This is a genomic window from Caldicoprobacter faecalis (assembly GCF_900115765.1).
Classification (GTDB): Bacteria; Bacillota; Clostridia; order Caldicoprobacterales; family Caldicoprobacteraceae; genus Caldicoprobacter; species Caldicoprobacter oshimai.
This window is the reverse complement of sequence record NZ_FOXR01000002.1, coordinates 1-24167: the sequence shown is the minus strand read 5'-3', so window position 1 is coordinate 24167 and position 24167 is coordinate 1. Positions and strand designations below refer to the sequence as shown.

Below are 24167 nucleotides of genomic sequence, written 5' to 3'. Positions count from 1 at the left end.
CGAAGTGTAGAAATTAAAAAGGGAGCATTTGTTGCTCCCTTTTAATTTTGCTCTATTTTGAACTTGCTGATGGCCTGCATCAGCTCCTGTGCGGCATAATTGAGTTCCTCAGCATAAGAGGCCAGCTGTTCTACGCCGGACAGCTGTTCCTCGGTGGACGCCGTTACCTCCTGGGATGATGCGGCTGCCTCTTGCGACACAGCGGATATGTTCTGCATTGCCAATACTGCTTGGTTTTTGTCGTTTTCCATTTCATTGACGCCCTGTATTATCTGCTCAACCCGGTTGACTAGCGTTTCGGCCGATGCTGCTATCTGTTTGAAAGCCGAGATGGTGGTGACCACCGCTTCATTTTGAGATTTTACAATATCCTCTGCGCTTTTGGCTCGCTTGACGGTTTGAGCGGTTTGCTGCTGCGTGTTTTTGATAATAGCGGTGATCTCACGCGTGGCAGACATCGACTGCTCTGCAAGCTTGCGTATCTCGTTGGCCACTACGGCAAATCCCTTGCCCATCTCCCCTGCCCGTGCAGCCTCTATGGCTGCGTTTAAAGCAAGAAGGTTGGTCTGGTCGGCTATGTTGTCAATTACTTTTATTATCTTGCCTATGGCCTGAGAATGCTGGTTGAGGGTATCTATGTCTGCCAATATCTCCTGAGTGATAGCAGTGGTTTGTCGAGCTTTCTGTTCTAGCTGATCCACCGCATCGAGCCCTTGCTGGGTTAAATTCATCGTTTCTTTGGACAGATTGTGAATGTCTCTGGCATTGTCTGAAACGCTGTTTATTTTGGCGGCCAGCATATCCATCTTCTGAACGCCTTGCTCTGCATCGGCTGCCTGCTCTGCTGCTCCCTGGGCGATTTCCTGAATAGCTTTGGCGATTTCCTGCGATGATGCCGATAGCTGCTGCGAGGTTGAGGCTACCGTTGACGAAGACTCGACGACTTTATGTGCAAGGGCGGCAGTTTGCTGTATGAGCTGGCGCATGTTGGCAATCATCGAGTTTATGCTTCTGGTCAGTACGCCCAGCTCATCCCTGCGCCTGGATACCGGATTTACTGTTAGATCGCCCATAGCGACTTTTTCGGCGGCGTTGATGATTCGTGCTATTGTTCGGCCCATGCTGTTGGACATGTACAAGCCGACTATCAGTGCAAATATGCAGGCAAATACCATCAGCATGATAGTAGTCCTTGCGATCTCCTGTGTGGCAGCAAAGAGCACAGAATTGAGTATGAGTCCAACCAGCGTATACCCTGTTTCCCCAACCCTGTTATAGATCATCAGCCACTTTTGACCGTGATGGGTAACTTCTTTGTAACCTGCGGGTTCCTCAGATGATATTATTTCCTGGTAAAAGTCGTGCTCCGTTATGTTGTGGGTGGTTACCGATTCATCTTCATTTATCTGCTCCCCAGTTTCTGAACTCAATGCGTGCCCGTCTGGGCCGATTAAATGGATTTCGCTCCTTGAACCCAAGTTTGCCTTCTTCAATATATCCATGATAGGCTCGTATTTCACGTCTATCAACAGCACACCAAAGATAGTACCGCTGGAGAGGTGTTTTATGGCCCGAATGCCCGACATGCAATATGCGGTTTTAGATGTGGCACTGGTATCCAGTTCGGGATGGCTACCTCTCCAGATGATCTTGCCGTTTCCTTCGATGGCGGCTTTATACCATTCTGCGTTTTTTATGTCTTCGAAATTCAAATTGGATAGAGAGATATTCCCTGTGGCTATGCTACGCTTTTCATCGATTAAAAGGATAATGTTGTCGATAAATTTGTTGTTCATGGTGTAATTGCTTAGGACAGATTGAACCTTTTGCCTCATTTGATGGTAGTCGTATGTCGTTAACTGGTCTTCCCTGATTAAAAGAAAATCTTGGATGTCCTTGTTTGAAAATATCTGCATAGATATTTCCTCTACGGTTGAGAAAACCAGGCTGAGATATTGCGACATCTGCTCCATGGTTTGAATGGTAGACTGGGCAGCCGTTTGCTGTATGGCCTTCTCTGCCTTGTCCCTAGAATAGTAACCCAAGATGGAAATAGGGATGATCATTATAAGGAACGCTGCTATGAGTTTGTTGCTTATGCTGTTTAAACGGGAAAATTTTACAATACTTGATATCTTTGCCACGTCGCTTGCAAGGGTACAATACCCTTGCTCTCCCTCCTTTCTGTGTGTATTGGATTATTTTGTCCTGCTCTTTGTCATATTTTGTTATAACTCCGGTAATATTTCTACATAAAATGCCAAAATCCTTCTTGAGTTAAAAAAATGTGAAAAAAGGCCTATATTAATATGAAAGAGCCTTTTTCGAGTGTTCCTTTTTGTGTATAATCTATAAGTAAAGAAATTTTTTTGGGAAGGGTGCGATCATAAATGAATGCACAGCAACAGAGGATCATGGTGGTGGACGATGACCCCAATATATGCCAGCTTATAAGGCTGTATCTAGAAAAAGAGGGATACCAGGTTGAGCATTATCTTGATGGGATTTCGAGCGTTACGGCCTTTAAGAATAATCCACCCAATCTAGTAATACTGGATATAATGCTTCCCGGAATGGATGGCTGGGAAGTATGCAAGGAGATACGCAAGATAAGCGATATCCCGATTATAATGCTTACCGCCAAAGGTGAGACCTTCGATAAGGTCCTGGGATTAGAGCTAGGGGCCGATGACTACATCGTGAAGCCGTTTGACCCCAAGGAACTGATTGCGAGGGTAAAGGCCGTTTTGCGCAGATCAAGGGCAACGGGCATCAGAGAGAAGGTGGTGTCTTATCCCAATTTAACCGTTGATATTGGCAACTATACTGTAGAATACCACGGGAAAACCGTGGAGCTTCCGCCCAAGGAGCTGGAGCTTCTGTATTTTTTGGCTTCACATCCTAATAAGGTATTTACAAGGGAGCAGCTGCTGGACCGCGTATGGGGATATGATTTTTACGGCGATACCCGTACTGTAGATGTCCATATAAAGAGGCTCAGGGAAAAGTTTTCGGATCCTACCGACGTATGGCATATAAAGACGGTTTGGGGTGTGGGGTACAAATTTGAGGTGAAGTAGATGTTCCGATCGATTTTTACTCGTTTGATGGTTACCTATTTCGTGATCATAGTCGTCACTATTGTAATACTGAGCTTACTTTTGTCTACTTTTTTTATGGATTATGCATTTAGCACAAAAGCCCGGGAGCTCATAAGGGAGGCCCAGGAGCTTAACCCGTACATCGAAATGTATAGCATGGGCCTTATCGATCAACGGTCATTGTACAGCTATTTCAAGATCATCGATCGTTTTTTAAATACCACCATATGGGTAAGCGATGGGCTAGGCTATATCTGGATTGCCTACAGCCCTTCAAAAGAAGACCAGGAGAGGTGGCAGGAACAAAAGCTTACCGAACAGGAATTCATCCAGATACTGAAAGGCAACATCATCACCAAGACCGGGCGGTTCGGTGGGCGTTTTAACACTCCGGTTTTAACCGTGGGGGTACCTTTGAGGATCAACAACAGGATTAGAGGGGCGATATTCCTGCATTCGCCCGTAGAGGGGATCAGGCGTACCCTATATGACATCTACAGGAACATATGGTGGGCTGCATTTATCTCGGCCGGCCTTTCGGTGGTGCTGCTTTATTGGATGTCGCGCCGTATATCCAATCCATTGATACAGATGAACGAGATTTCGCGCGAGTTTGCCCAGGGCAATTTCAAGCGCCGGGTTAAAGTGGTTACAAGGGATGAAATTGGCCAGCTGGCTGTCAACTTCAATGCCATGGCCGATTCTTTGGAGAAGCTGGAGGATATGCGCAGGAGCTTTGTGGCCAACGTGTCGCACGAGCTGCGGTCACCGCTTACTTCCATTATGGGCTATATCCAGGGGGTATTGGATAATACCATAAAGCCAGAGGATAGAGAGAAGTGCTTGAGCATAAGCCTCTCGGAAGCTCAAAGGCTCAGCAAGTTGATCGACGAGCTTCTGGACCTTACGCAAATCGAATCGGGGCAATTCCCTCTCAACCTTTCGGTATTTGACGTCAACGAGCAGATCAGGCGTTCGCTCATTTCGCAGGAGGAGAGGATAAATCAGAAGGGCATAGAGGTCCAGGTGGATTTTCAGGATGAACACTGCTGGGTGGAAGCCGATGCCGACAGGATTCAACAGGTGATAATAAACTTGCTGGATAATGCGATAAAGTACAATCGTGAAAACGGCAAGCTGATTATAAAGACCTGGAAACACAGGGATAAAGCTTACGTAAAGATTCAGGACCAGGGACCGGGTATTCCGAAAGAAGATATTGTGCACATATGGGAGCGCTTCTATCAGGTTGATAAGTCCAGAAGTGGCAAAGACAGGGGGAGAGGGCTAGGGCTATCTATCGTAAAAAAGATCATAGAGCAGCATGAGCAGAATATATGGGTCAACAGCCGCCTCGGCGAGGGTACGGCCTTTATATTTTCGTTGAAGGCAGCCAAACGGCCAGACAGGACTTCGCGGTAAAAATTGTTTACAAGGCGTTCATATTTTGTTAAAAAAGAAAGTTTATAATTGAATTGCAGGATAAATGAAAGATTAATTAATGAATATGGGAGGTGTAGAGTATGAGGGAATTCTATGAATTCGATGAGCAGCAATACCAAGGCAAAGGTAGAATATGGAAATATATCGCAGTGGCAGTGGTTTTTGCCTTGCTGGGTGCCATTGGCATGTATTATATGCTGCCGTACATCAGCGATGATTATTCTGAAAATGCTGTTGTTACACCAAATGATCAAGAGAAGAAGGCTGCCGAGAATGATCAGGCTAACCAGGAGAAAGATAAAGCTAAACTTCCCGAGCTGGGCTACAAGGGGGACTTATTTATCACCTCTGATAATCCGGTGGTAGAGATCGCCGAAAAGGTCGGACCGGCTGTGGTCGGCATAACAAACAAAAGCATTATAACCTACAGGGACTGGTTCTTTGGCGATGTGTACATGCAGGAGCAGGAAGGGTATGGGTCGGGCATAATACTCAGCGATGAAGGATATATAGTCACCAATGCGCACGTAGTAGAAGGTGCCAAGGAATTATATGTGGTGTTTCAAGGGGAAAAGCAGGTACCGGCTCAGCTCGTCGGAATGGACGCCACAAGCGACGTGGCCGTCGTGAAAGTTGACCCTCAAGACCTGAAGGAAGTGAAATACGCCGTAGCAAAGCTGGGAGATTCGGACAAGGTTCGTCCCGGAGAGCTGGCTGTGGCCATAGGAAATCCGTTGGGCCACGACCTTGCAGGGACCATAACGGTGGGGGTAATAAGCGCTGTAAATCGTACCCTTGTGGTTGATCAAAGGCCCATGAAGCTCATACAGACCGATGCGGCCATAAACCGCGGTAATAGCGGAGGAGCGCTTGTCAATGCCAAGGGTGAGGTTATCGGCATGAATACCTTGAAAGGAAGCGGAGCGGAAGGGCTGGGCTTTGCCATACCTACCAACGAGTTTTTGCCTATAGTTCAGGAGTTGATAAAGAAAGGCGTTGTGGTAAGGGAAGACGATAAGCCGGGCATTGGAATTTTGGGACGCGAGATAACCGAGGCAGAAGTCAGACAGCTCAACTATCCACGCGGCATACTGGTGAGGGCTGTTGTACAAAACGGAGCTGCGGCAAAAGCAGGAATTCAGCCTGGTGACGTGATCATAGGATTCAACGACAAAGAAATAAGAACTTTCCAGGAGTTGAAAGATGCAATAAACCAGCATAAAGTTGGAGACACGGTGAGAATAAAGATATGGCGCGATGGCAAAGAGTTCACTTTGCCGGTGACGCTTGAGCCACTGCGTGAGGAATAAAAAAGTAGTGCCTAGAAAAGGCACTACTTTTTTAATTTTTATATGTAGGTGGCTGTTCTGCTGTAACTTCAATAGCGATATACGTATTTGGCAAGGATGCGGGGCATGTCTTCATGATTTCCCCATCGATTGCCAAATATTCTCACTTTGTTCCCTGATCTGATAGATATGTTGCCCCAGTGTTCAATGTATACCAGCTGAGGAGAAGAACTATTGCCGGATACGTCAACAGTAAATGCATTCTTATCTCCCAAGGCTATTATATCCTTTACAACTCCTTCAAATACGAATATCCTGCCGTTGTGAAGGTCGGGGTCGGATTTTAACTGGTTATAATTGAGGGCCCAGGCGCGCCTGGTGTATTCCGATTCGTTTGTCTGGCGCTCAATTACCAGATTCAGTTTTGCATCATCTTTGCCTTCTACATGTGCCGTGATGGTACAGGGGGTATATCCGGGTGCATCAGCCCTTACATATAGGGTGAAATTGCCAGTTTTAGGGTCAACTCTGGGCTGCGACCTCGTTTCAAGGCTGACTTCCAGCACAGCCTGCGGATCGGTAGTGCCGGTGATTTTTGCCCATTCGTCAGTTGTCTGTACTGGTATTGATTGATTTATGGTTAATGGGAATTCCATAACTTCTCTCTTTAAAACGATATTGCGTATGTGGTCGGCGTATCCCCGGGTGGACACCCGGATTTCATATACGTTTTCAGGAGCGTCGGGCACTTCTATGTCCTTCTCCAGCCTGCCTTCCTGATCGACAAGGTCGCTGTAGTTGTTGCCATTTATGAATACCTGTGAGCCCGGTTCCACCTTAAGTATTATTCGGTACTTTTTACCTTCCACGATGGCTTCGCCCGATGCGGGCTGAATCAAAGTCAGAGGCGACAAGGGCGTGTTTAAGGTGAATGTTACTCTTTCTTTTGCCTCTGGCAAACCCTCTCCATAGATGGTGATGTCAAGCTGTGCTTCGATTTCGTCCTTTTGCTGGCCCTGTGAGAAGTATGAATATAGAAAGGCGTCCTCATATACTATTTCTGCTTTGCCGTTTATGACAGGATATACCTTCCCCAGAGCCTCTACTTTTTCCCCGTTGCTGGTGTTTACAATAATCCTGTGGGCAGGTTTTCCATCAATGGTTGTAGCTTCTACAAAGGTGGATGCCATAATCCTTGAGCCGTAACCGGTAGCTTTATCATCTGTGCGCGAAATCTGATCCACGATTATATAGCCTATGAAGAGAAGTACGGCCAGCACGATGATGGTTGCGCATATCTTGGCAGTGCGCTTGGCCAACGAGGAGCCTTTATCTTTACGATGCCGCCTTAGGGGAAATTGCTGTGTGTAGTCAGGCTCTTCAAAAAACCAATCTAAGTCCTCGTCATCCCATACACTTTTTTTATCGGCTTTGAACAGATAATCGAGATCGAGGTCCTGGTCAGCTGTTTTTTCATCGATTGATGGCTGTTCAACCTCAGGTTTCTGTGGCTGCTCTTTTTCATGGGATTTTATTTCTTCCTGGTCGGTTATTAGTTTATACCCGCAATTGTAGCAGTAACGGTGATAATAATTATTTCTGGTACCACAACTTGGACACAGCATGGAAATGCCTCCCTCCTTCAATAAATAAATTCGCAAGTTTCATCAAAAATCCTCCCGTTTCGATAAAAATTTTGAAGAACCTGAATTGTCATTAGGGGGTTTTAATATAGCCGAAATCATGCTACAATTATTTAAAAAGCGATATAAAGATAATTTGCAAAGGGGGATAGGCCTTCAATGGATTACTTTCATGAGGAATCGGTGACCAAGGTCAACGACGGTTTAAATTCAATAATCTATGTTATATGCTATATTGGTATGGTTATATTCGCAATTTTAGCCATACAGGGGCTCATGACCATTATGAACGGCATCATCAATATACCGGCAATAGCCTTCACTTTAGTGTGCGGAGCGCTGGCATACGGGTGTTTTGTCCTTAAGAACAACCAGCGGATTGAGTACGATTATACCTTTACAAACGGCATTCTCGATATAGCCAAAATCATCAACAACAGCAAAAGGAAAAAGCTGCTGTCGGTGGATGTGAGGGAATTTGAGGTGATTGCACCCATAAGCGATGAGGGGTTTAAGCGCATGCTTCACCACAAGGGGATTCAAAACAGGTACAACTATTTCCTCAACCGCGGTCCAGGGCTTTACTACGGCATTTTCACCCAGGATGGCGTAAAATCGATGCTGGTGTTCGAACCCAGCGACAAGCTGGTGGAGCTTTTCAAGATATTCAATCCCCGAAATGTCAAAACCAGATAACATCATATGATCCCCTTGTCAAGAGGGGATTTTTATTTTAACAGGAATTTTAATTTTGGTGTAAATTAAAATACTGTGTGGATTCACTTGTAGTAATTTAGAGGAAGGGGTAAAATAATGGTTGATTGAGGCAAGGTATAAGGAGGCATTGCGCTATGGGGCATGAGATTTATTTGGACAATGCGGCTACTACCCCTGTTCATCCTGGTGTGGCCGAAGCGGTGATGGAGTGCATGCTCCATGACTTTGGTAATCCATCCTCATTGCACAGGATGGGTTTGCGGGCAGAGAAAAAGCTTAAGGAGGCCAGAGAAAGGATTGCTTTGGCACTGGGGGTGGATGCCGAAGGCGTTTTTTTTACCTCGGGCGGGACTGAAGCAAACAATTTAGCTATTATAGGGACGGCACTGGCCAGAAAGCGCGAAGGAAGGCATTGCATTACCACCCAGATCGAGCACCCCTCGGTTTTGAATACATTTAAATACCTCGAGAAAGAAGGGTGGGAGGTAACCTATCTCCCTGTAAACAGGGATGGAGTAGTCTCACCCGATGACGTGAGACGGGCAATACGTCCTGATACCGTACTGGTGAGCATAATGCATGTAAACAACGAAATCGGCTCGATACAGCCAATTCAGGAGATCGGCAGGCTATTGAAGGCTCAGGGGAATTCCCCTGTTTTTCATGTGGATGCCGTTCAATCGTTTGGCAAGCTGGATATAAAGCCAGTTCAGTGGGGCATCGACCTGCTTTCCATAAGTGGCCACAAGATTCATGCCCCCAAGGGTATAGGTGCTCTGTATATGAGAAAAGGGGTGAAGATACACCCTCTTCAGTGGGGTGGCGGTCAGGAAAGGGGCGTCAGAAGCGGTACCGAAAACATGCCCGGCATCGTCGGTTTTGGTGAGGCGGTACGCTGGCTTGAGGAAGTTGACAGGGATTACCTGTACAGGCTGAAGGGCATTTTGGTTGCCGAGCTGACCGAAAAGGTGCCTTGGGCGGTTATCAACGGGCCTCCACCTGAGAAGGGAGCACCGCACATTTTGAGCGTGAGCTTTCCAGGCATAAGAGGGGAAGTCATGCTCCATGCCCTGGAAGAAAAAGGGGTGTATGTTGGCACCGGTTCGGCCTGCTCGTCGAGAAGAGGCCATATGAGCCATGTGCTTGAGGCTATCGGCGCAAAAAAGGATGTGGCCCAGGGGGCTATAAGGCTCAGCCTGTCGTACTTGAATACCGAGGATGAAATGCGCCAGGCTGCTCGAATTATAGAGCAGTGCGTAAAGGAACTGGAGGGGTTTGTAAGGAGGTAGATAGATTGGAGAGAGTGGCTTTATTGCGTTACGGGGAGATACACTTAAAGGGCCTGAATCGCCCCTATTTTGAAAGGGCGCTGTATAACAATATAGTAAAGGCTTTGGAACCCTATGAGGGCGTAACCGTAAGGAAAGCGGAAGGAAGGTATTACGTGGAAAACATCGGGGATGACCCAAGGGTCTTCGACAGCATAGCCAAGGTCTTTGGGATAATTTCTTTCAGCCCCGCGCTGAAGGTCGAAAAGGATGTGGTAGCTATACAGAAGGCGGCCGAGGTGTTATTGAGAGAGGCCATGGAGGCTCAGGCTGCCAGTCAAAAGGAAACGTTTACCTTCAAAGTAGAATCCCGCAGATCTGATAAGAGCTTTTATTTGAATTCTATGGAGCTGAGCCGTAAAGTGGGTGGTTATCTTTTAAGGCGCATTCCCAACTTGAAGGTGGATGTCCACAATCCCATGATGACGGTTAACGTTGAGGTCAGGGAATGGGCTTATGTGTACTGCCAAATAATCCCCGGCGCAGGCGGGATGCCGGTTGGCACTAATGGGAAGGCCGTGCTGCTGCTTTCGGGAGGTATTGACAGTCCAGTGGCGGGGTGGATGATAGCAAAACGCGGGGTTGAGGTCACCGCCGTCCATTACCACAGCTTCCCATATACCAGCGAGCGCTCAAAGGAGAAAGTGATTGACCTGTGCAGGATCCTGAGCCAGTACTGCGGTGAAATAAAGCTGCATGTGGTGCCTTTTACCAAGATACAACAGGAATTGTATCAAAAGTGCCCTCATAACATGCTTACAATACTCATGAGGCGTTTTATGATGAGAATAGCTGAGGTGGTGGCGCATAAGGAGGATGCAAAGGCCTTGGTCACAGGGGAAAGCCTCGGGCAGGTTGCCAGTCAAACGATAGAGAGCTTGTGTGCCACCAATGATGCGGTTTCGATGCCGGTATTCAGGCCGCTTATAGGGATGGATAAGATAGAGATAATGGACCTTGCCAGGAGGATAGGGACATACGAGACCTCCATTCTTCCTTACGAGGACTGCTGTACTATATTTGTGCCAAAACATCCCGTCACCAGGCCAAAGCTGGAAAAGGTGAGGGAAGCTGAAAAGCTGGTTGAGGGCGAGAAGCTCATCGAAGAAGCGGTAGCAAACATAGAAGTGCTAAACATAAAGGGGTGATGGAGGAGTGCAAAACCGTACGCAGCTTGAGAACATACTGCGCAGGATTGATGGCAGGGGCTACAAGGCCTATAAAGACATACAGGGGTCTTATGATTTTGGCAATTTTATCTTACGTATTGACCACGTTCAGGGGGATCCCTTTGCTTCGCCTTCCAGGATCAGGGTGGTAGTGCCTCAAAAGGTGGCAGGTTTTCCACAAGAGCTGTATTCATCAAAGCCCAGGAAGAAAGGCCTCGAGGATTTCCTGACCCGCCAGATCTCCAAAAACATTGCCAGAATTGTGAAGGGCAACAGGGGAACCGGAAAGAGCGGGCAGATTTCGGTCATCTCGGTGGGACAGGAGATTTTAAACCGCACTTCTGTGCTGGTCGCCGATTCAAGCGTTGAAGCGCGGCTGACCATGGGGCTTCCTGCCCGCGGCAGGACCGTGCTGGCAGGGCAGGCAATGGAAATGTTTTTTGGCGAGCTGCCTCGATTGGTGGAGCAATCCCTTGTGTATAAGAATTTGGACAACGCGGCATTGTTGAGGCATGTCAACCTGGCAGAGGACCAGTGGGTGCTGCGCAACAAGATAAAGGAGATGGGTTTGGTGGCCTTTATCGCCAACGGTTCCATCCTTCCACGGCGCAGCGGAGTAGACGACCGGCCGATGGAAAGCGGGGCTGTGCCTTTCAAGTCGCCTCCAGAACTGGAGGTCATGGTGGAGCTTCCCCATGCGGGTAAGGTATGGGGAATGGGAATCCCTAAAGGTATAACGCTCATAGTGGGTGGCGGCTATCACGGGAAATCCACGCTGCTCCGTGCCATTGAACGCGGCGTGTATGACCACATACCCGGCGACGGAAGGGAGCTGGTGGTCACCGTCGAAGATGCCGTCAAGATCAGGGCAGAGGATGGCAGAAGGGTGGAAAAGGTGGACATAAGCCCGTTTATCAACAATCTCCCCAACGGCGAGTCTACCAGGTCTTTTTCAACCGAGAATGCCAGCGGTAGCACATCCCAGGCGGCCAATATCATGGAGGCCCTGGAGATTGGGACTTCACTGCTTTTGATCGACGAGGATACCAGCGCTACCAACTTTATGATCAGGGATGCGCGCATGCAGAAGCTGGTTCACAAGGATTCAGAACCCATTACGCCTTTTATCGACAGGGTGGAGGACCTGTATGAGCAGTTGGGCGTATCCACCATTATCGTAGTAGGCGGCTCGGGAGATTATTTTGATGTGGCGCATCGGGTCATAATGATGGAGCAGTATGTCCCCAAGGACGTCACTGCAAAAGCCAAGGAGATTGCGCAAGAGTATAGGACTGATAGGAAAAAAGAGGGTGGCGGGCAGCCCATTCGAGTCACTCACAGGATACCCATTCCGCATAGCCTTTCGCTCAAAGGCCGCGAGAAAATAAAATCCCGTGGACTGGACAACATACAATATGGACATACCAATTTGGTCCTGGATGACGTTGAGCAGCTGGTGGATATAAATCAGACCAGGGCCATTGGTGACATAATCCGCTATGCGATGGAGAATTATATGGACGGTAAGACTACTTTGAGGGAGATAATCCAAAGAGTGTACAGGGACATAGAGGAAAAGGGGCTGGATGTCATATCGCCTTTTGAAGGGCTTCATCCGGGAGACTACGCGCAACCCCGTCCTCAGGAAATAGGCGCTGCCATAAACAGGTTGAGGATACTGAAGGTGAAGCAGGAGGGGACAAAATAAGGGAAGGAAAACATGATTTGCTGGAGGCGTATGAGAGCAGACTGATTTATCATTGATAAATGGCTGGGAATGCCGCATTCCCAGCCAAAGACAAATGCTACCCACAAGGGCATTTTTATGGAAGTTAATATGCGATAAATCGTAACATTAAAAATTCTCAAAAGGGTATTGTATAAAAATGGATTTAGTGCTACAATAAAGTCAAAGAAAGTCAAAGATAAAATCCGGCTTGATGTGTCCAGGGAGGAATATCCACTATGGAATACAAGGACTACTACAAGATACTGGGTGTATCGAGGGATGCTACGCAGGAGGAGATAAAAAGGGCCTATCGCCGTTTGGCTAAGAAGTACCACCCCGATGCCAATCCCGGGGATAAAGAGGCCGAGCAGAAATTCAAAGAAATAAACGAAGCCTACCAGGTGCTGGGTGACGAGGAAAAGCGCAAGAAATATGATACATTTGGCCAATATTACGACTTCCAAAACGGCATGAACTTTGACCCATCCGACTTCGGATGGCAAAAGCGGACGTCTACCACGGGAGGTAGCGGGTTTTCCGATTTCTTCGAGATGTTCTTCGGCGAGAATGGATTGGACCTGGACAGCATTTTAGAAGGGTTTGCCAGGCGGGGCGACCCGTTTAGCTTTTCGGGGCGTTTTTATAATACGGCTACAGCTCAGAAGGGACAGGACGTAGAAACTGAGGTAGAGGTGGATCTGGAGCAGGCCTTCAATGGCGGCGATAGGATATTATCGGTCCGTGGCCGAGACGGTTCAATAAAGAGGATAAGGATGAAGATACCGGCCGGCGTTCTGGATGGTGACAAGATAAGGCTAAGGGGACAGGGCATAGACGGGGGTGACCTCCTCGTCACCGTACGTATCAATCCAGGCGAGGGTTATGAGCTGCAGGGCCTGGACCTGATAAAGGATGTGCCCATACTTCCGTGGGAGGCTGTGCTGGGCACAACGGTTACTGTAAAATCCCTTAGCGGGCAAAAATTTTCGGTAAAAATTCCTGCCGGCACTTCAACCGGTAAAAAATTGAGGATCTCGGGTATGGGTTACAAGGACAGAAAGGGTAACAGGGGAGACCTGTACGTCAGGGTAAAGATTGTAATACCTGAGCATATAACACAGAAGGAGAAGGAGCTATATCAGAAGCTAAAGGAGATTTCCCCGTGGAATCCAAGGGGGGATGAGGAATGATTAACTTTGAAAGGTTCACTCAGCGAGCCCAGGAAGCGTTAATGGAAGCGCAGAAGCTGGTGATAGACAACGGGCAACAGGAACTGGATACGGTACATCTTCATTTGGCGCTGGTGGCACAGGAAGACGGCCTTATCCCCAGGATATTGAAAGGCATGGATGTGGACGTAGATGCCTATATACGTGATTTGAGGGACGAGGTTGAAAGGCGTCCCAAGGTCATAGGCAACGTTCAGCCCTATGTCAGCGTTCAGTTCAATCAAGTTTTAATAAAAGCCGAGAAACAGGCAAAGGAATTCAAGGATGAGTATATAAGCGTTGAGCACCTGTACCTTGCCATACTGGATGATACCAGCTATTCCACCAAAAGGATAATCAGCCGTTACGGTATTAGCCGGGAAAAGTTTCTCAAGAAGCTGGCGGAGATCAGAAAAAGCCAGAGGATAACCAGCCAAAATCCTGAGGAGACCTACGAGGCTTTAAAGCGCTTTGGCCGCGAGCTGGTGGAAGAGGCCCGCAAAAACAAGCTGGACCCGGTCATAGGCCGGGATGAGGAGATACGCAGGGTAATCCGCATATTGAGCCGCAGGACAAAGAACAACCCGGTGCTGATTGGCAAGCCCGGTGTGGGTAAGACCGCTGTGGTAGAGGGCCTTGCCCAGCGCATACTCAAAGGAGATGTGCCTGAATCGCTTAAGAATAAAAAGATATTTGCCCTTGATATGGGTGCGTTGATTGCGGGAGCGAAATATCGCGGAGAGTTTGAGGAAAGGCTTAAAGCGGTGCTCAAGGAAATAGAGGATTCCAACGGCGAGATAATACTCTTCATTGACGAGATCCACAACATAGTGGGTGCCGGAAAGGCAGAGGGGGCAATGGATGCCGGTAACCTGCTCAAACCCAAGCTGGCTCGAGGCGAGCTCCACTGCATCGGTGCCACCACCATAGATGAGTACAGGAAGTACATCGAAAAGGATGCTGCGCTTGAGCGAAGGTTTCAGCCAGTGCTCATCGAGCAGCCCAGCGTGGAGGATACCATATCCATTTTGCGCGGGCTGAAGGAGAGGTTCGAGATCCATCACGGGGTCAGGATAAAGGACAATGCTTTGATTGCCGCCGCGGTGCTATCTCATCGTTACATCACCGAACGTTTTCTGCCCGATAAGGCCATTGACCTGGTGGATGAGGCGGCCGCTATGCTGCGTACCGAGATTGACAGCATGCCCGCTGAGCTGGACGTCATAACCAGGAAGATCATGCAGCTCGAGATCGAAAAAGAGGCCTTGAAAAAAGAGGCCGATGAAGCGTCAAAACAGCGCCTTGAAAGCATAATGAGGCAAATAAGCGAGCTTAAGGAGAAGTCAAATGCCATGATGGCCCAGTGGGAAATGGAGAAGGATATAATCCGCAAGATTAAAGAGATAAAGCAGGAGATCGAGGACACCAAAGCGCAGATAGCGCAGGCCGAACGGCAGTATGACCTCAACAAGATGGCTGAGCTGCAGTACGGTGTCCTGCCCAGGCTGGAGAAGGAGCTGGAAGAGCAGAGGATGAAGCTGGAGTCTCTAGACTATGACAAGCGATTGCTCAAAGAGGAGGTAACCGAAGAGGAGATTGCACAGGTGGTTTCACGATGGACGGGAATACCCGTTGCGCGGCTTATGGAAAGCGAGAGGGAAAAGCTTTTGCGCCTGGAGGATATAATGCACGAGAGGGTCATTGGGCAGGATGAAGCCATAAAGGCGGTGGTCAATGCGGTGATACGCGCCAGGGCGGGCCTTAAGGACCCAAAGCGCCCCATAGGCTCGTTTCTGTTCTTGGGGCCCACAGGCGTTGGCAAGACCGAGGTGGCCAAGACTTTGGCCAGCGTGCTGTTTGACACCGAAGACAACATGGTCCGGATCGATATGTCCGAGTACATGGAAAAATTTTCGGTGTCCAGGCTGATCGGCGCGCCGCCGGGCTATGTGGGATATGAAGAAGGCGGACAGCTGACCGAAGCGGTGCGGCGTAAGCCTTACTCGGTTGTGCTGTTTGATGAGATTGAAAAGGCCCATCCCGACGTGTTCAACATTTTGCTGCAGTTGCTGGATGATGGACGGCTGACCGACAGCCAGGGGCATACCGTAGACTTTAAGAATACCGTAATCATCATGACCTCCAACATCGGGGGACCCATTTTGATGGAACGCCTAAAAGACAGGGGCGATATCGACGAAAATACCAGAAGCCTGGTAATGTCTGAACTGAAGAGATACTTCCGTCCCGAGTTTTTAAATCGCATCGATGAGATTGTAATGTTTAAACCTTTGAGAAAAGAAGAGGTCAGCAGGATTGTGGATTTAAGGTTTAATGAAATCAAAGAGAGGGTAAGAGAAAGGGGAATAGAGCTTAGGCTGAGTCAGGCTGCCAAAGAGCTCATTGCCGAGCGAAGCTTTGATCCGGTGTATGGAGCCCGTCCAATAAAGCGCTTTATGGAACACACCATAGAGACCGAGCTGGGGTGGAAAATAGTTGCCGGAGAGCTGCATAGCGGCTGCACCGTAATGATAGATGCTGAGAATGGGGAGTTGGTATTTAGAATGGAAGACCGAGCAGAGGCTTTAGAAAATAAGGCAAGTGCTTTGTTGACGGGTTGACCATAAAAAATCCCCATGCCATGGATGACTGTATGATACCATGTCATGGGGATCTTTGTTTGAGCTTTTATTATCAAACGCTCAAGTTCTGCATGATGAATCTGTATATCTCGGGGGCTTTGGTGTCCCAGTTATTGCAGATGATTCTGGCCTGCTTGCTGTCGGTTACGCTCAATTTTAGTTCGATGAGGGTGATATCGTTTTCCATCACCTTGCAGGTCACCTCATATTCATCGGGGGAGACCCTCTTGTACTCGGCTACTATTTGGTTTTCTCTCTTGAACCGATTCCGATTTTGTCTGGCATATATATCTATTGCCTCGCGAAGCCACTCCGGAATGCGGTTTTTAAAAAAGTTTAGGGTCTTGAGCCCCATGGGGGTAAGGCTGTAAAAGCTCTTGTGGCCGGTATCCAAGCAGCTTATGTGTTGAGACGATACCAGCTCGCCCAACAGCTGTTGCAGGTCGAAATAGTTCATCACGTTGTTTTCCAGAAAAAATTGGGTGATCTGGCTGTTGGTGAGCGGTATGTCCAGGGAACGAAGGTAATACAGTATTGATAATTTGTTTTCAGCCAGGTGGGCAGCTTGGTCCGGCATTTCTTCACCTCAAACGAACAATATGCATGATCCACAGCATTGACAAAAAGAACACCTTGGAGGTGTTCTTTTAAATTATGTATTCCTTTATCTCTTCCAGGAAGTCATCACAGTCATCCGAGTATATCTCCACCGTCACGGGTTTGCTGAGATCCAAGCTGAAAATGCCAAGGATCGACTTTGCATCAACCACATAGCGCCCCGAGCGAATGTCTATCTCGTAAGGGTATTTGCTGACTATGTTGACGAATTTCTTTACGCTCTCAGCCGTGGTTAACTTTATATTTACGGTTTTCACAGTAATCATCCCCCTTTATTATATTCTAGTTCTAGTATATAACATTTTTATTGTTAAAGCAATAGTCGGTTTTCATAAATTTTACAGTTATTCAATGAATGTTCAATCTCCACTTTTGCCCTTTTATCTTGTTTGGCAAGGCTTTTATTATGTCAGACGAAGCTTGTTTTAAGGCGATACCTTTTATGTGTTAAGTAAAGATTGTGAGCTTCAAGTTGGCTATGCACCTATTATAAGATACAAAGTATTGGTCAATAATATATAGATATGATGGACTGTGAATTTTTCGAGCTAAGAAAGGAGAGGACGAGCATTTGAGAATCGGGATCCCCAGAGCATTGCTGTACTACAACTACTATCCCTTGTGGCACAGCTTTTTTGAAGAGCTAGGGCACCAGGTGGTTACGTCATCAGTAACTTCAAAGGCGGTGCTGGACAGCGGGGTAATGAGCTGCGTTGATGATGCCTGCCTGCCGATCAAGCTGTTCCATGGCCACGTCGTCAACCTTATAGGAAAGGTCGATGCAATATTCATTCCTAGACTGGTCAGCATATGTCCAGAAGAATATATATGCCCAAAGTTTATAGGTTTGCCCGAGATGATAAAAAGCTCAATAAAAGGGTTGCCCGATTTGATAGTGCTGAATTATAACGCTCACCGCAATCTCAAGGATGTGCATAGGGCTTATGTTGAGCTGGGTACGAGGATTGGAGCCAAGCCTTCTCAGGCAGTTAAGGCTTTGCAAAAAGCCACAGCAAGCCAGCAGGCTTACGATTTACTTTTGAAGGAGGGCCAAACGCCCCTTGATATGCTGAATGGGCGTAAACGCATTGGAGAAGGAGAAGGCAAAGGGATAATAGGCCTTATAGGACACCCCTATCTGCTGTACGATGAGTTCATCAGCATGGGGCTTATCTCCAAGCTCAGGGCCAGGGGGTATGCCGTCCTGGTGCCCGAGAACATTGCGCAGCCACAGATTGAGATGGCATGCGCAGAGCTGCCTAAGAAGCTTTTTTGGAGCTACGGCAAAAAGCTGCTAGGCAGCGGGCTTACCATGCTGAAGGGCAGAAAGGTGGACGGGATCATATTTTTATCCAGCTTTGGCTGTGGCATCGATGCTTTCATTGTGGAGCTGCTTCAAAGGTATAACCACAGGTTGTACCAGATTCCCAGCGCTTTGATTACCGTTGATGAGCACAGCGGACAGGCAGGGTTTAATACGCGCCTGGAGGCGTTTATAGACATGATCGAATGGAGGGATGGCCGTGAAGGTTACATTTCCGCACATGGGGCAAGTGTATTTGGCCATTAAGGGACTGCTTGACGACCTGGGGGTAGAGGTTGTAATACCGCCGTCCATCACTGAGAGGACGCTGGAGATCGGTACCAAGCTTTCGCCCGAGATGGCGTGCTTGCCCTTGAAGATCAACATAGGGAATTATATAGAAAGTATAGAAAAGGGAGCTGATACCATAATAATAGCCGGGAGCTGTGGCCCCTGCAGGTTCGGCTATTATGGAGTGGTGCAGAAGGAAATCCTAAAAGACTTGGGTTATGACGTGGATATGATTATATTTGACCCGCCCGATGCCGACTACAGGGTATTTATAGAGAGGATTAGAAAGCTTGCCGGCAAAAACTCCTGGGTAAACATAGCGCAGGCATTCAAGAGGGCGTCGACCATTGTGAAAGAGGCTGATGAGATGCTGGATATAGCCTTGAAGAAGAGGGCCAGGGAAGTCAATAAGGGAGATACCGACAGCAGGCTGTACCGTTTTGAACGGGAAGTGGTAGGCAAGCATGGCAGCCACGAAATACTGGAAACCATTAGAAAATATAAGGGGATATTGAGCCAGGTAGAGGAAAAACCCGGGGTGTCGCCTCTAAAAATAGGCCTGGTTGGCGAGATATACACCCTTATAGAGCCGTACGTTAACCTCAACATTGAAAAAAGCTTGGTTATCTGGGGGTGGAAGTGTACAGGAGTATCACGCTTCATGAATGGGTGAAAGTTCACCTTTCTCTAGATGTCAAATACAGGATGAGCTACAAAAGGATATTGAAAAAGGCGGCACCTTACTTGAATTTATGCGTTGGGGGACATGCCTGGCAGACCATAGCCAACAGCATATACTACTCTGAATGTGGCCTGGACGGGATAATCCAAATCATGCCTTTTGGCTGTATGCCAGAAATTGTGGCAGAAAGCATACTACCCAGGGTTTACCAGGATTACGGTACGCCTATAATGACCCTTGTGGTGGATGAGATGACGGGTGAGGCCGGCTATTTTACCCGGCTGGAGGCTTTTGTGGATCTACTGGAACAAAGAAGGAGGAGCAAGGCCGATGAATACAAAGAAAGTCTTCTTAGGGGTTGATGTTGGGTCGGTCAGCATCAACGTCGTTGCCATAGACCAAGAAAACAACGTGCTGGGCAAGATATATGTGCGCACTGAAGGAAAGCCCATACAGATTTTGAAGAAAGCGATGGCCGATATGGCTTCAATGCTTCCCGCGGATGTTGAGATAAGGGGCGTTGGCACCACCGGCAGCGGCAGAGAGCTGGCGGCGGTGGTGGTTGGCGCAGACGTGGTAAAGAACGAAATAACCGCCCACGGCATTGCTGCCTTGACGTTTGTGCCCGATGCCAGAACCATTCTGGAGATAGGAGGCCAGGACTCAAAGATAATAATACTCAGGGATGGAGTGGTTTCGGATTTTGCCATGAATACGGTATGCGCAGCCGGTACCGGTTCGTTCCTCGACCGGCAGGCAGCCCGCTTAAATATACCGATTGAAAAATTCGGAGAGCTGGCGCTTAAGTCCAAGTCGCCGGTCAGGATTGCTGGGCGGTGTGCGGTATTTGCCGAGTCTGATATGATACACAAGCAGCAGATGGGCTGTAGTTGCGAGGATATCATAAGAGGGCTGTGCGAGGCTCTGGTCAGGAACTATTTGAACAACGTGGGCAAGGGTAAGGAAATCCTTCCTAGAGTGGTATTTCAGGGGGGCGTTGCGGCAAACGTTGGGATACGAAAGGCGTTTGAAGAGGCTCTGGGGTACGAGATAACAGTTCCAGAGCACTACGACGTCATGGGTGCGCTGGGAGCCGCTATACTTGCCAAAGACTACGTAAGCAAAGGGTATAAGACGAAATTTAGAGGCTTTGAGGAGATACTGAGAAAAGAATTTACCTCCAGAAGCTTTGAGTGCAATGGATGCACCAATTATTGCGAAATAGTGGAGCTTATGGCCGGAGACAGTGTAGCAGCTAGATGGGGCGGCCGATGCGGCAAGTGGTCAAGGGCCAACCAGCCAGCAGAGAAAAGGTCTGAAGTCGTATAAAATTGAATATTCCCCTTGAGAGGAGGGATAATAAGTTATGGATAAGGTTAAGCAAGGGAGGACGTGAGATCATGGAAAACCGGGAATCGCCCAGCATGGAGCAGAAGAGGTATGTGGCTTCGGTATGTCCTGAATATCGATCTCGCATGGTGGCGTTGAGTGACAACATCAATGCGCAGGAACAAATCGTAAGCTGTGAAGGGTGCATACATTGGAACAACGGTAGATGTGTGATATTCGATGAAGTATTGACCGGCATTGACCAGACCTGAGGGAGAGATATGGACCTGGTTTGCCCTTTATGCAACGGGTTGATAATTGTATACGAGCTGTGCGACAGGTGTGGAGGGCCCATGATCGAACAGGGAAAGATGGAGGATTATAAGGGCCCTTACAGCCCTTATGTCGACAGGGAAAGCTTCGCTTATGATATGAATAGCAACATAATAATGGGCGATCACCTGTGCGTACATTTATATTATTGTGAAAGGTGCAATGTTTGGAAGCATAAGCCCGTTCATCCACGATTTTTTTAAATGGATGGTAGTGTGTTAAAAATAGTGTAATTAAGATACAAAACCTGTAGAAAAAAGTGCCATTTTATCTTTTAGAATGAGAAAAAGCCAGCAATATAGAGATTTCATTCGTTGTACTGGATTTAATCAAAAGTTTTTTATGTTATTTGGGTAATATTGTGTATTGAAAATACGCGAAATTTGTATTACTATATAACTGCGACTGGATTATGAATACTCATCCTGGGGTGCGCGAGAATCTCTACCGGTTTTAACCCACGGAGATAATATGGGAGTCCGGAGTTTGGCTGACCGATGTCAGGCCATCGTCGAATGGAAGACAGAGGCAGTCAACAGGACACCCACCTGCTGAGAAGCGGGTTGTAAAATCGTAGAGAGACGGCATCGTGGGATGGGTATAGGCCCTCAATCTTTGAGGGCTTATGTATTTGAAATTAAACTGTTGCTGGAAAGCAAAGAAATTTAAAATCTCCTCTTGACATTCTCTTGGAATGTGGTATAATTTATCCCGCAAGTTGATGAACAGCTACAACGCTGCGGAATGGTGTAACGGTAGCACGTGTGACTCTGGATCATAAGGTCTAGGTTCGAATCCTAGTTCCGCAGCCATTTTTATGGGGCTCCTTCGTCTAGTGGCCTAGGACGCCGCCCTCTCACGGCGGAAACAGGGGTTCGATTCCCCTAGGGGCTACCAGTTTGATTAGTGGAAATAGGCTGTAGAGCCGTAACGGCTGTACAGCCTATTTTTTATTATAAAATTCGCAAGAAGGTTCCTCTTCTTTTGGATTGCCAAATTTCTTATGAGGCTATTGCATTTATAGGTTGTTGGTGGTTTACAAAATAGGCTGGTATGCTTGGAAATAGGCTGGTATACTTGTGCTGTTGGCTGATTTAACGGTGAATTAATACCGAAAAATGTCCAAAATACGTTCGCTTTGTTGACAGCTATCTCATGACGGCCAATGGAAAAGTTTAAAAATACAAGCTGCGCGAGATGGCAATCGAAGAGCTGAATTTACACGATGTGGCTCGTATTGAAACGGCATAAAAGGTAGTCATGTATTAGCCCCGTCTTTCAATATTGTAGAGGGGGCCTTTTTTATGATATAATGTAACCAAGCGAGCAGAAGTTGTCAACGTTTTGCCTATATGTCTTTAAGTTCTTTAAATAGACATTGCTAGTTTTTTCACGTGGTAATCGTCTATTTTGTAATTGCAGAGATAAGTTGTTTAAATTATTAATATTTTGGTTGTAGGAGTTATTTGTTGATTTTTTAAAAGAGGAGAAAAGGTGATGGAGAGCATTATTGAATGTCTTGAGGCAAATCCTATCATAGCAGCACTACCTCACACCGAGCTGCTGCAGCAAGCACTGCATTCAAGCGTCAACGTGGTTTTTCTGCTATCAGGCAGCATACTAACCCTTCAGGATATTGTCAATGAGCTAAAAGATAGAGGGAAGAGGGTTTTTGTTCACATCGATCTAATTGATGGGTTGGGCAAAGATTTGGCGGCGGTTGACTATCTTCGATACAGGATACAAGTCGATGGCATACTATCCACCAAGAACAATTTGCTGAAGTACGGGAAGGAAATAGGGCTTGTTACTGTTCAGCGGCTGTTTCTCGTGGACTCCAGATCTTTTGAGAGCGGGATCAAGATGGTTCAAAGCTATGACCCGGACTTTGTGGAAGTGATGCCGGGTATTGTTCCCAAAGCCATCGCTGAGCTCAAGCACAAGATTCCCCAGCCCGTTATAGCCGGAGGGATGATCACCAGTAAACAGGACATCATACAGGCGCTGGGAGCCGGTGCAGTGGCCGTATCAACTAGTAAGGCGGAGCTGTGGGAGCTGTAAGATTATAAATTGTGAGGGAAGATGATATGGGGGAAAAGTATGTTGTGGCCCTGGATCAGGGCACAACCAGCTGCCGGGCTGTTGTATTTGACGGCTACGGCAGAATTGTGGGGAAAGAGGGCAGGGAATTTAGACAAATTTATTCTAGGCCAGGATGGGTGGAACACGATGCAGAAGAGATATGGGAATGCCAATTGAGCGTGCTGCGCAAAGTACTGGATACAACTGGTATTAAAGCAGACGACATTGCGGCCATAGGGATTACAAATCAACGGGAGACTGTTGTGGTATGGAATAGGCATACCGGCAAGCCCATATATAATGCCATTGTCTGGCAGTGCCGGAGAACGGCTTCTTTGTGCGATGAGTTAAAACAGAGGGGTTTAGAGGATATCATCAAGAAAAAGACGGGGTTGGTCATAGACGCGTATTTTTCTGCCACCAAAATCTGCTGGATATTGGAGAACGTCGATGGGGCAAACCAGATGGCACAGGCTGGGGATCTGTTGGCCGGCACAATGGACACATGGCTTATATGGAAGCTTACGGGTGGCAAGGTATTTGCCACCGATTACACAAACGCTTCCAGGACCATGCTGTATAATATTGATGAGCTGTGCTGGGATGAGGAGTTGCTGAAAGAGCTGGATATTCCGCCTACAATGCTTCCTGAAGTCAAGGAATCCAGCGGATTTTTTGGTATGATCGACAGTAAACTTTTAGGAAGGGAAATACCTATAACGGGAGTGGCGGGAGATCAGCAGGCGGCCCTTTTCGGTCAGGCATGCTTTGAGAGAGGCATGGTGAAAAATACTTATGGAACAGGGTGTTTTATACTGATGAATACCGGTAAAAGCCGGATCGCATCAAACAATAACCTGCTGACCACCATCGCATGGGGTATTGGAGGAGAGATCGAGTATGCCCTGGAAGGCAGCGTTTTTATCGCGGGTGCGGTCATACAGTGGCTCAGGGATGAGCTGAAATTGATTGAAAATGTTGCTGAGAGTGAAAAATATGCCAATAGAGTGAAGGACACCAATGGTGTGTATGTGGTGCCTGCCTTCGTGGGGTTAGGAGCACCTTACTGGGATATGTATGCACGGGGCGCTATTTTGGATCAAGTCCAAATTTTTGTGTAAAATTCCCTCTGGCTAGAATCAGGTTAAATTATCACCACTGATCTTTAAATTTTACTGCTTCCGGCTTCTTTTAGGTCAAGGATTCGCTATCGCCGGGCTGCGCCCGTCCTTGACCTAAAAGAGCCTCCAGCAGTTTTAT

20 protein-coding genes, 2 tRNA genes, 1 other RNA gene and 1 pseudogene are annotated in these 24167 nt (G+C 47.5%); 20 read left to right on the top strand and 4 right to left on the bottom strand.

Translation table 11 applies throughout. The features are described 5' to 3' along the window. Positions 1–41: 41 nt before the first annotated feature. Positions 42–2066 carry a methyl-accepting chemotaxis protein gene (locus BM241_RS01025; RefSeq protein ID WP_143094030.1) on the bottom strand — a complete coding sequence of 675 codons (2025 nt, stop codon included), beginning with the start codon at positions 2064–2066 and terminating at the stop codon, positions 42–44. 324 nt (positions 2067–2390) lie between these two features. On the opposite strand from BM241_RS01025, the gene BM241_RS01020 reads away from it, so the two are divergent. From BM241_RS01020 to BM241_RS01010, 3 genes are all read left to right on the top strand, one after another. After that, the gene (locus BM241_RS01020; RefSeq protein ID WP_092281840.1) at positions 2391–3080 is read left to right on the top strand and encodes a response regulator transcription factor; all 690 of its coding nucleotides are present in this window, start codon (positions 2391–2393) and stop codon (positions 3078–3080) included. Then, positions 3081–4523 (top strand): sensor histidine kinase, encoded by a 1443-nt coding sequence (locus BM241_RS01015; RefSeq protein ID WP_025746899.1) that lies wholly within the window; start codon positions 3081–3083, stop codon positions 4521–4523. A 101-nt stretch (positions 4524–4624) separates the two neighbouring features. Further along, positions 4625–5854 (top strand): S1C family serine protease, encoded by a 1230-nt coding sequence (locus tag BM241_RS01010; protein ID WP_025746898.1) that lies wholly within the window; start codon positions 4625–4627, stop codon positions 5852–5854. 68 nt (positions 5855–5922) lie between these two features. On the opposite strand, the gene BM241_RS01005 is transcribed toward BM241_RS01010, so the two are convergent. After that, complete coding sequence (locus BM241_RS01005) at positions 5923–7458, bottom strand: zinc ribbon domain-containing protein (RefSeq protein ID WP_092281839.1); 1536 nt, start codon at positions 7456–7458, stop codon at positions 5923–5925. A 177-nt stretch (positions 7459–7635) separates the two neighbouring features. Between BM241_RS01005 and BM241_RS01000 the strand changes: the two genes are divergently transcribed. From BM241_RS01000 to clpB, 6 genes are all read left to right on the top strand, one after another. Beyond that, complete coding sequence (locus BM241_RS01000) at positions 7636–8172, top strand: DUF6106 family protein (protein ID WP_092281838.1); 537 nt, start codon at positions 7636–7638, stop codon at positions 8170–8172. A gap of 155 nt (positions 8173–8327) precedes the next feature. Further along, positions 8328–9482 (top strand): cysteine desulfurase family protein, encoded by a 1155-nt coding sequence (locus BM241_RS00995; RefSeq protein WP_092281837.1) that lies wholly within the window; start codon positions 8328–8330, stop codon positions 9480–9482. A gap of 5 nt (positions 9483–9487) precedes the next feature. After that, on the top strand, positions 9488–10669 hold the full coding sequence (gene thiI / locus BM241_RS00990) for a tRNA uracil 4-sulfurtransferase ThiI (protein WP_025746894.1): 1182 nt from the start codon (positions 9488–9490) through the stop codon (positions 10667–10669). A 7-nt stretch (positions 10670–10676) separates the two neighbouring features. Then, positions 10677–12398: an ABC-ATPase domain-containing protein gene (locus BM241_RS00985; RefSeq protein WP_092281836.1), complete on the top strand. Its 1722-nt coding sequence runs from the start codon at positions 10677–10679 to the stop codon at positions 12396–12398. 257 nt (positions 12399–12655) lie between these two features. Beyond that, positions 12656–13609: a DnaJ C-terminal domain-containing protein gene (locus BM241_RS00980; RefSeq protein ID WP_092281835.1), complete on the top strand. Its 954-nt coding sequence runs from the start codon at positions 12656–12658 to the stop codon at positions 13607–13609. Next, positions 13609–16248 (top strand): ATP-dependent chaperone ClpB, encoded by a 2640-nt coding sequence (gene clpB / locus BM241_RS00975; RefSeq protein ID WP_092281881.1) that lies wholly within the window; start codon positions 13609–13611, stop codon positions 16246–16248. Before BM241_RS00980 ends, clpB begins: the two co-directional genes overlap by 1 nt. 73 nt (positions 16249–16321) lie before the next feature. Here clpB and BM241_RS00970 read toward each other — a convergent pair whose 3' ends face one another. Continuing rightward, positions 16322–16846, bottom strand: coding sequence for a DUF4364 family protein (locus tag BM241_RS00970; protein ID WP_025746890.1), 525 nt, complete (start codon positions 16844–16846; stop codon positions 16322–16324). Positions 16847–16916: 70 nt separating this feature from the next. Next, the gene (locus BM241_RS00965; RefSeq protein ID WP_025746889.1) at positions 16917–17144 is read right to left on the bottom strand and encodes an HPr family phosphocarrier protein; all 228 of its coding nucleotides are present in this window, start codon (positions 17142–17144) and stop codon (positions 16917–16919) included. Positions 17145–17458: 314 nt separating this feature from the next. On the opposite strand from BM241_RS00965, the gene BM241_RS00960 reads away from it, so the two are divergent. The 11 genes and pseudogenes from BM241_RS00960 to BM241_RS00915 all read left to right on the top strand — a co-directional run. Beyond that, the gene (locus BM241_RS00960) at positions 17459–18457 is read left to right on the top strand and encodes an acyl-CoA dehydratase activase-related protein (RefSeq protein ID WP_025746888.1); all 999 of its coding nucleotides are present in this window, start codon (positions 17459–17461) and stop codon (positions 18455–18457) included. Continuing rightward, positions 18411–19154: a hypothetical protein gene (locus tag BM241_RS00955; protein WP_242948216.1), complete on the top strand. Its 744-nt coding sequence runs from the start codon at positions 18411–18413 to the stop codon at positions 19152–19154. Before BM241_RS00960 ends, BM241_RS00955 begins: the two co-directional genes overlap by 47 nt. Then, positions 19121–19525: a hypothetical protein gene (locus tag BM241_RS12725; RefSeq protein WP_242948215.1), complete on the top strand. Its 405-nt coding sequence runs from the start codon at positions 19121–19123 to the stop codon at positions 19523–19525. Before BM241_RS00955 ends, BM241_RS12725 begins: the two co-directional genes overlap by 34 nt. Continuing rightward, positions 19494–20492 (top strand): acyl-CoA dehydratase activase, encoded by a 999-nt coding sequence (locus BM241_RS00950; protein ID WP_092281834.1) that lies wholly within the window; start codon positions 19494–19496, stop codon positions 20490–20492. Before BM241_RS12725 ends, BM241_RS00950 begins: the two co-directional genes overlap by 32 nt. Positions 20493–20563: 71 nt before the next feature. Then, positions 20564–20764 carry a hypothetical protein gene (locus tag BM241_RS00945; RefSeq protein ID WP_025746885.1) on the top strand — a complete coding sequence of 67 codons (201 nt, stop codon included), beginning with the start codon at positions 20564–20566 and terminating at the stop codon, positions 20762–20764. 9 nt (positions 20765–20773) lie between these two features. Next, positions 20774–21028, top strand: a complete 255-nt coding sequence (locus BM241_RS00940; RefSeq protein WP_025746884.1) for a hypothetical protein — start codon at positions 20774–20776, stop codon at positions 21026–21028. A 216-nt stretch (positions 21029–21244) separates the two neighbouring features. Further along, a non-coding RNA gene (gene ssrS, locus BM241_RS00935) (6S RNA) lies at positions 21245–21425 on the top strand. Between the two features lie 138 nt (positions 21426–21563). Beyond that, positions 21564–21637, top strand: a tRNA-Gln gene (locus BM241_RS00930). Between the two features lie 9 nt (positions 21638–21646). Next, positions 21647–21722: transfer RNA gene (locus tag BM241_RS00925), tRNA-Glu, on the top strand. A gap of 600 nt (positions 21723–22322) precedes the next feature. Further along, entirely contained in the window at positions 22323–22886 is a 564-nt protein-coding gene (locus BM241_RS00920; protein WP_051456304.1) for a glycerol-3-phosphate responsive antiterminator, read from the top strand. Positions 22887–22912: 26 nt separating this feature from the next. After that, positions 22913–24004 (top strand): annotated as a pseudogene (locus tag BM241_RS00915) (FGGY family carbohydrate kinase); the annotation flags it as partial. Between the last annotated feature and the right edge of the window lie 163 nt (positions 24005–24167).

Coding starts and splice junctions, on each gene's coding strand:
- BM241_RS01025 (WP_143094030.1), bottom strand. CDS start 2,066: ATGATCATCCCTATTTCCATCTTGGGTTACTATTCTAGGGACAAGGCA.
- BM241_RS01020 (WP_092281840.1), top strand. CDS start 2,391: ATGAATGCACAGCAACAGAGGATCATGGTGGTGGACGATGACCCCAAT.
- BM241_RS01015 (WP_025746899.1), top strand. CDS start 3,081: ATGTTCCGATCGATTTTTACTCGTTTGATGGTTACCTATTTCGTGATC.
- BM241_RS01010 (WP_025746898.1), top strand. CDS start 4,625: ATGAGGGAATTCTATGAATTCGATGAGCAGCAATACCAAGGCAAAGGT.
- BM241_RS01005 (WP_092281839.1), bottom strand. CDS start 7,458: ATGCTGTGTCCAAGTTGTGGTACCAGAAATAATTATTATCACCGTTAC.
- BM241_RS01000 (WP_092281838.1), top strand. CDS start 7,636: ATGGATTACTTTCATGAGGAATCGGTGACCAAGGTCAACGACGGTTTA.
- BM241_RS00995 (WP_092281837.1), top strand. CDS start 8,328: ATGGGGCATGAGATTTATTTGGACAATGCGGCTACTACCCCTGTTCAT.
- BM241_RS00980 (WP_092281835.1), top strand. CDS start 12,656: ATGGAATACAAGGACTACTACAAGATACTGGGTGTATCGAGGGATGCT.
- BM241_RS00970 (WP_025746890.1), bottom strand. CDS start 16,846: ATGCCGGACCAAGCTGCCCACCTGGCTGAAAACAAATTATCAATACTG.
- BM241_RS00950 (WP_092281834.1), top strand. CDS start 19,494: ATGAATACAAAGAAAGTCTTCTTAGGGGTTGATGTTGGGTCGGTCAGC.
- BM241_RS00945 (WP_025746885.1), top strand. CDS start 20,564: ATGGAAAACCGGGAATCGCCCAGCATGGAGCAGAAGAGGTATGTGGCT.
- BM241_RS00940 (WP_025746884.1), top strand. CDS start 20,774: ATGGACCTGGTTTGCCCTTTATGCAACGGGTTGATAATTGTATACGAG.
- BM241_RS00920 (WP_051456304.1), top strand. CDS start 22,323: ATGGAGAGCATTATTGAATGTCTTGAGGCAAATCCTATCATAGCAGCA.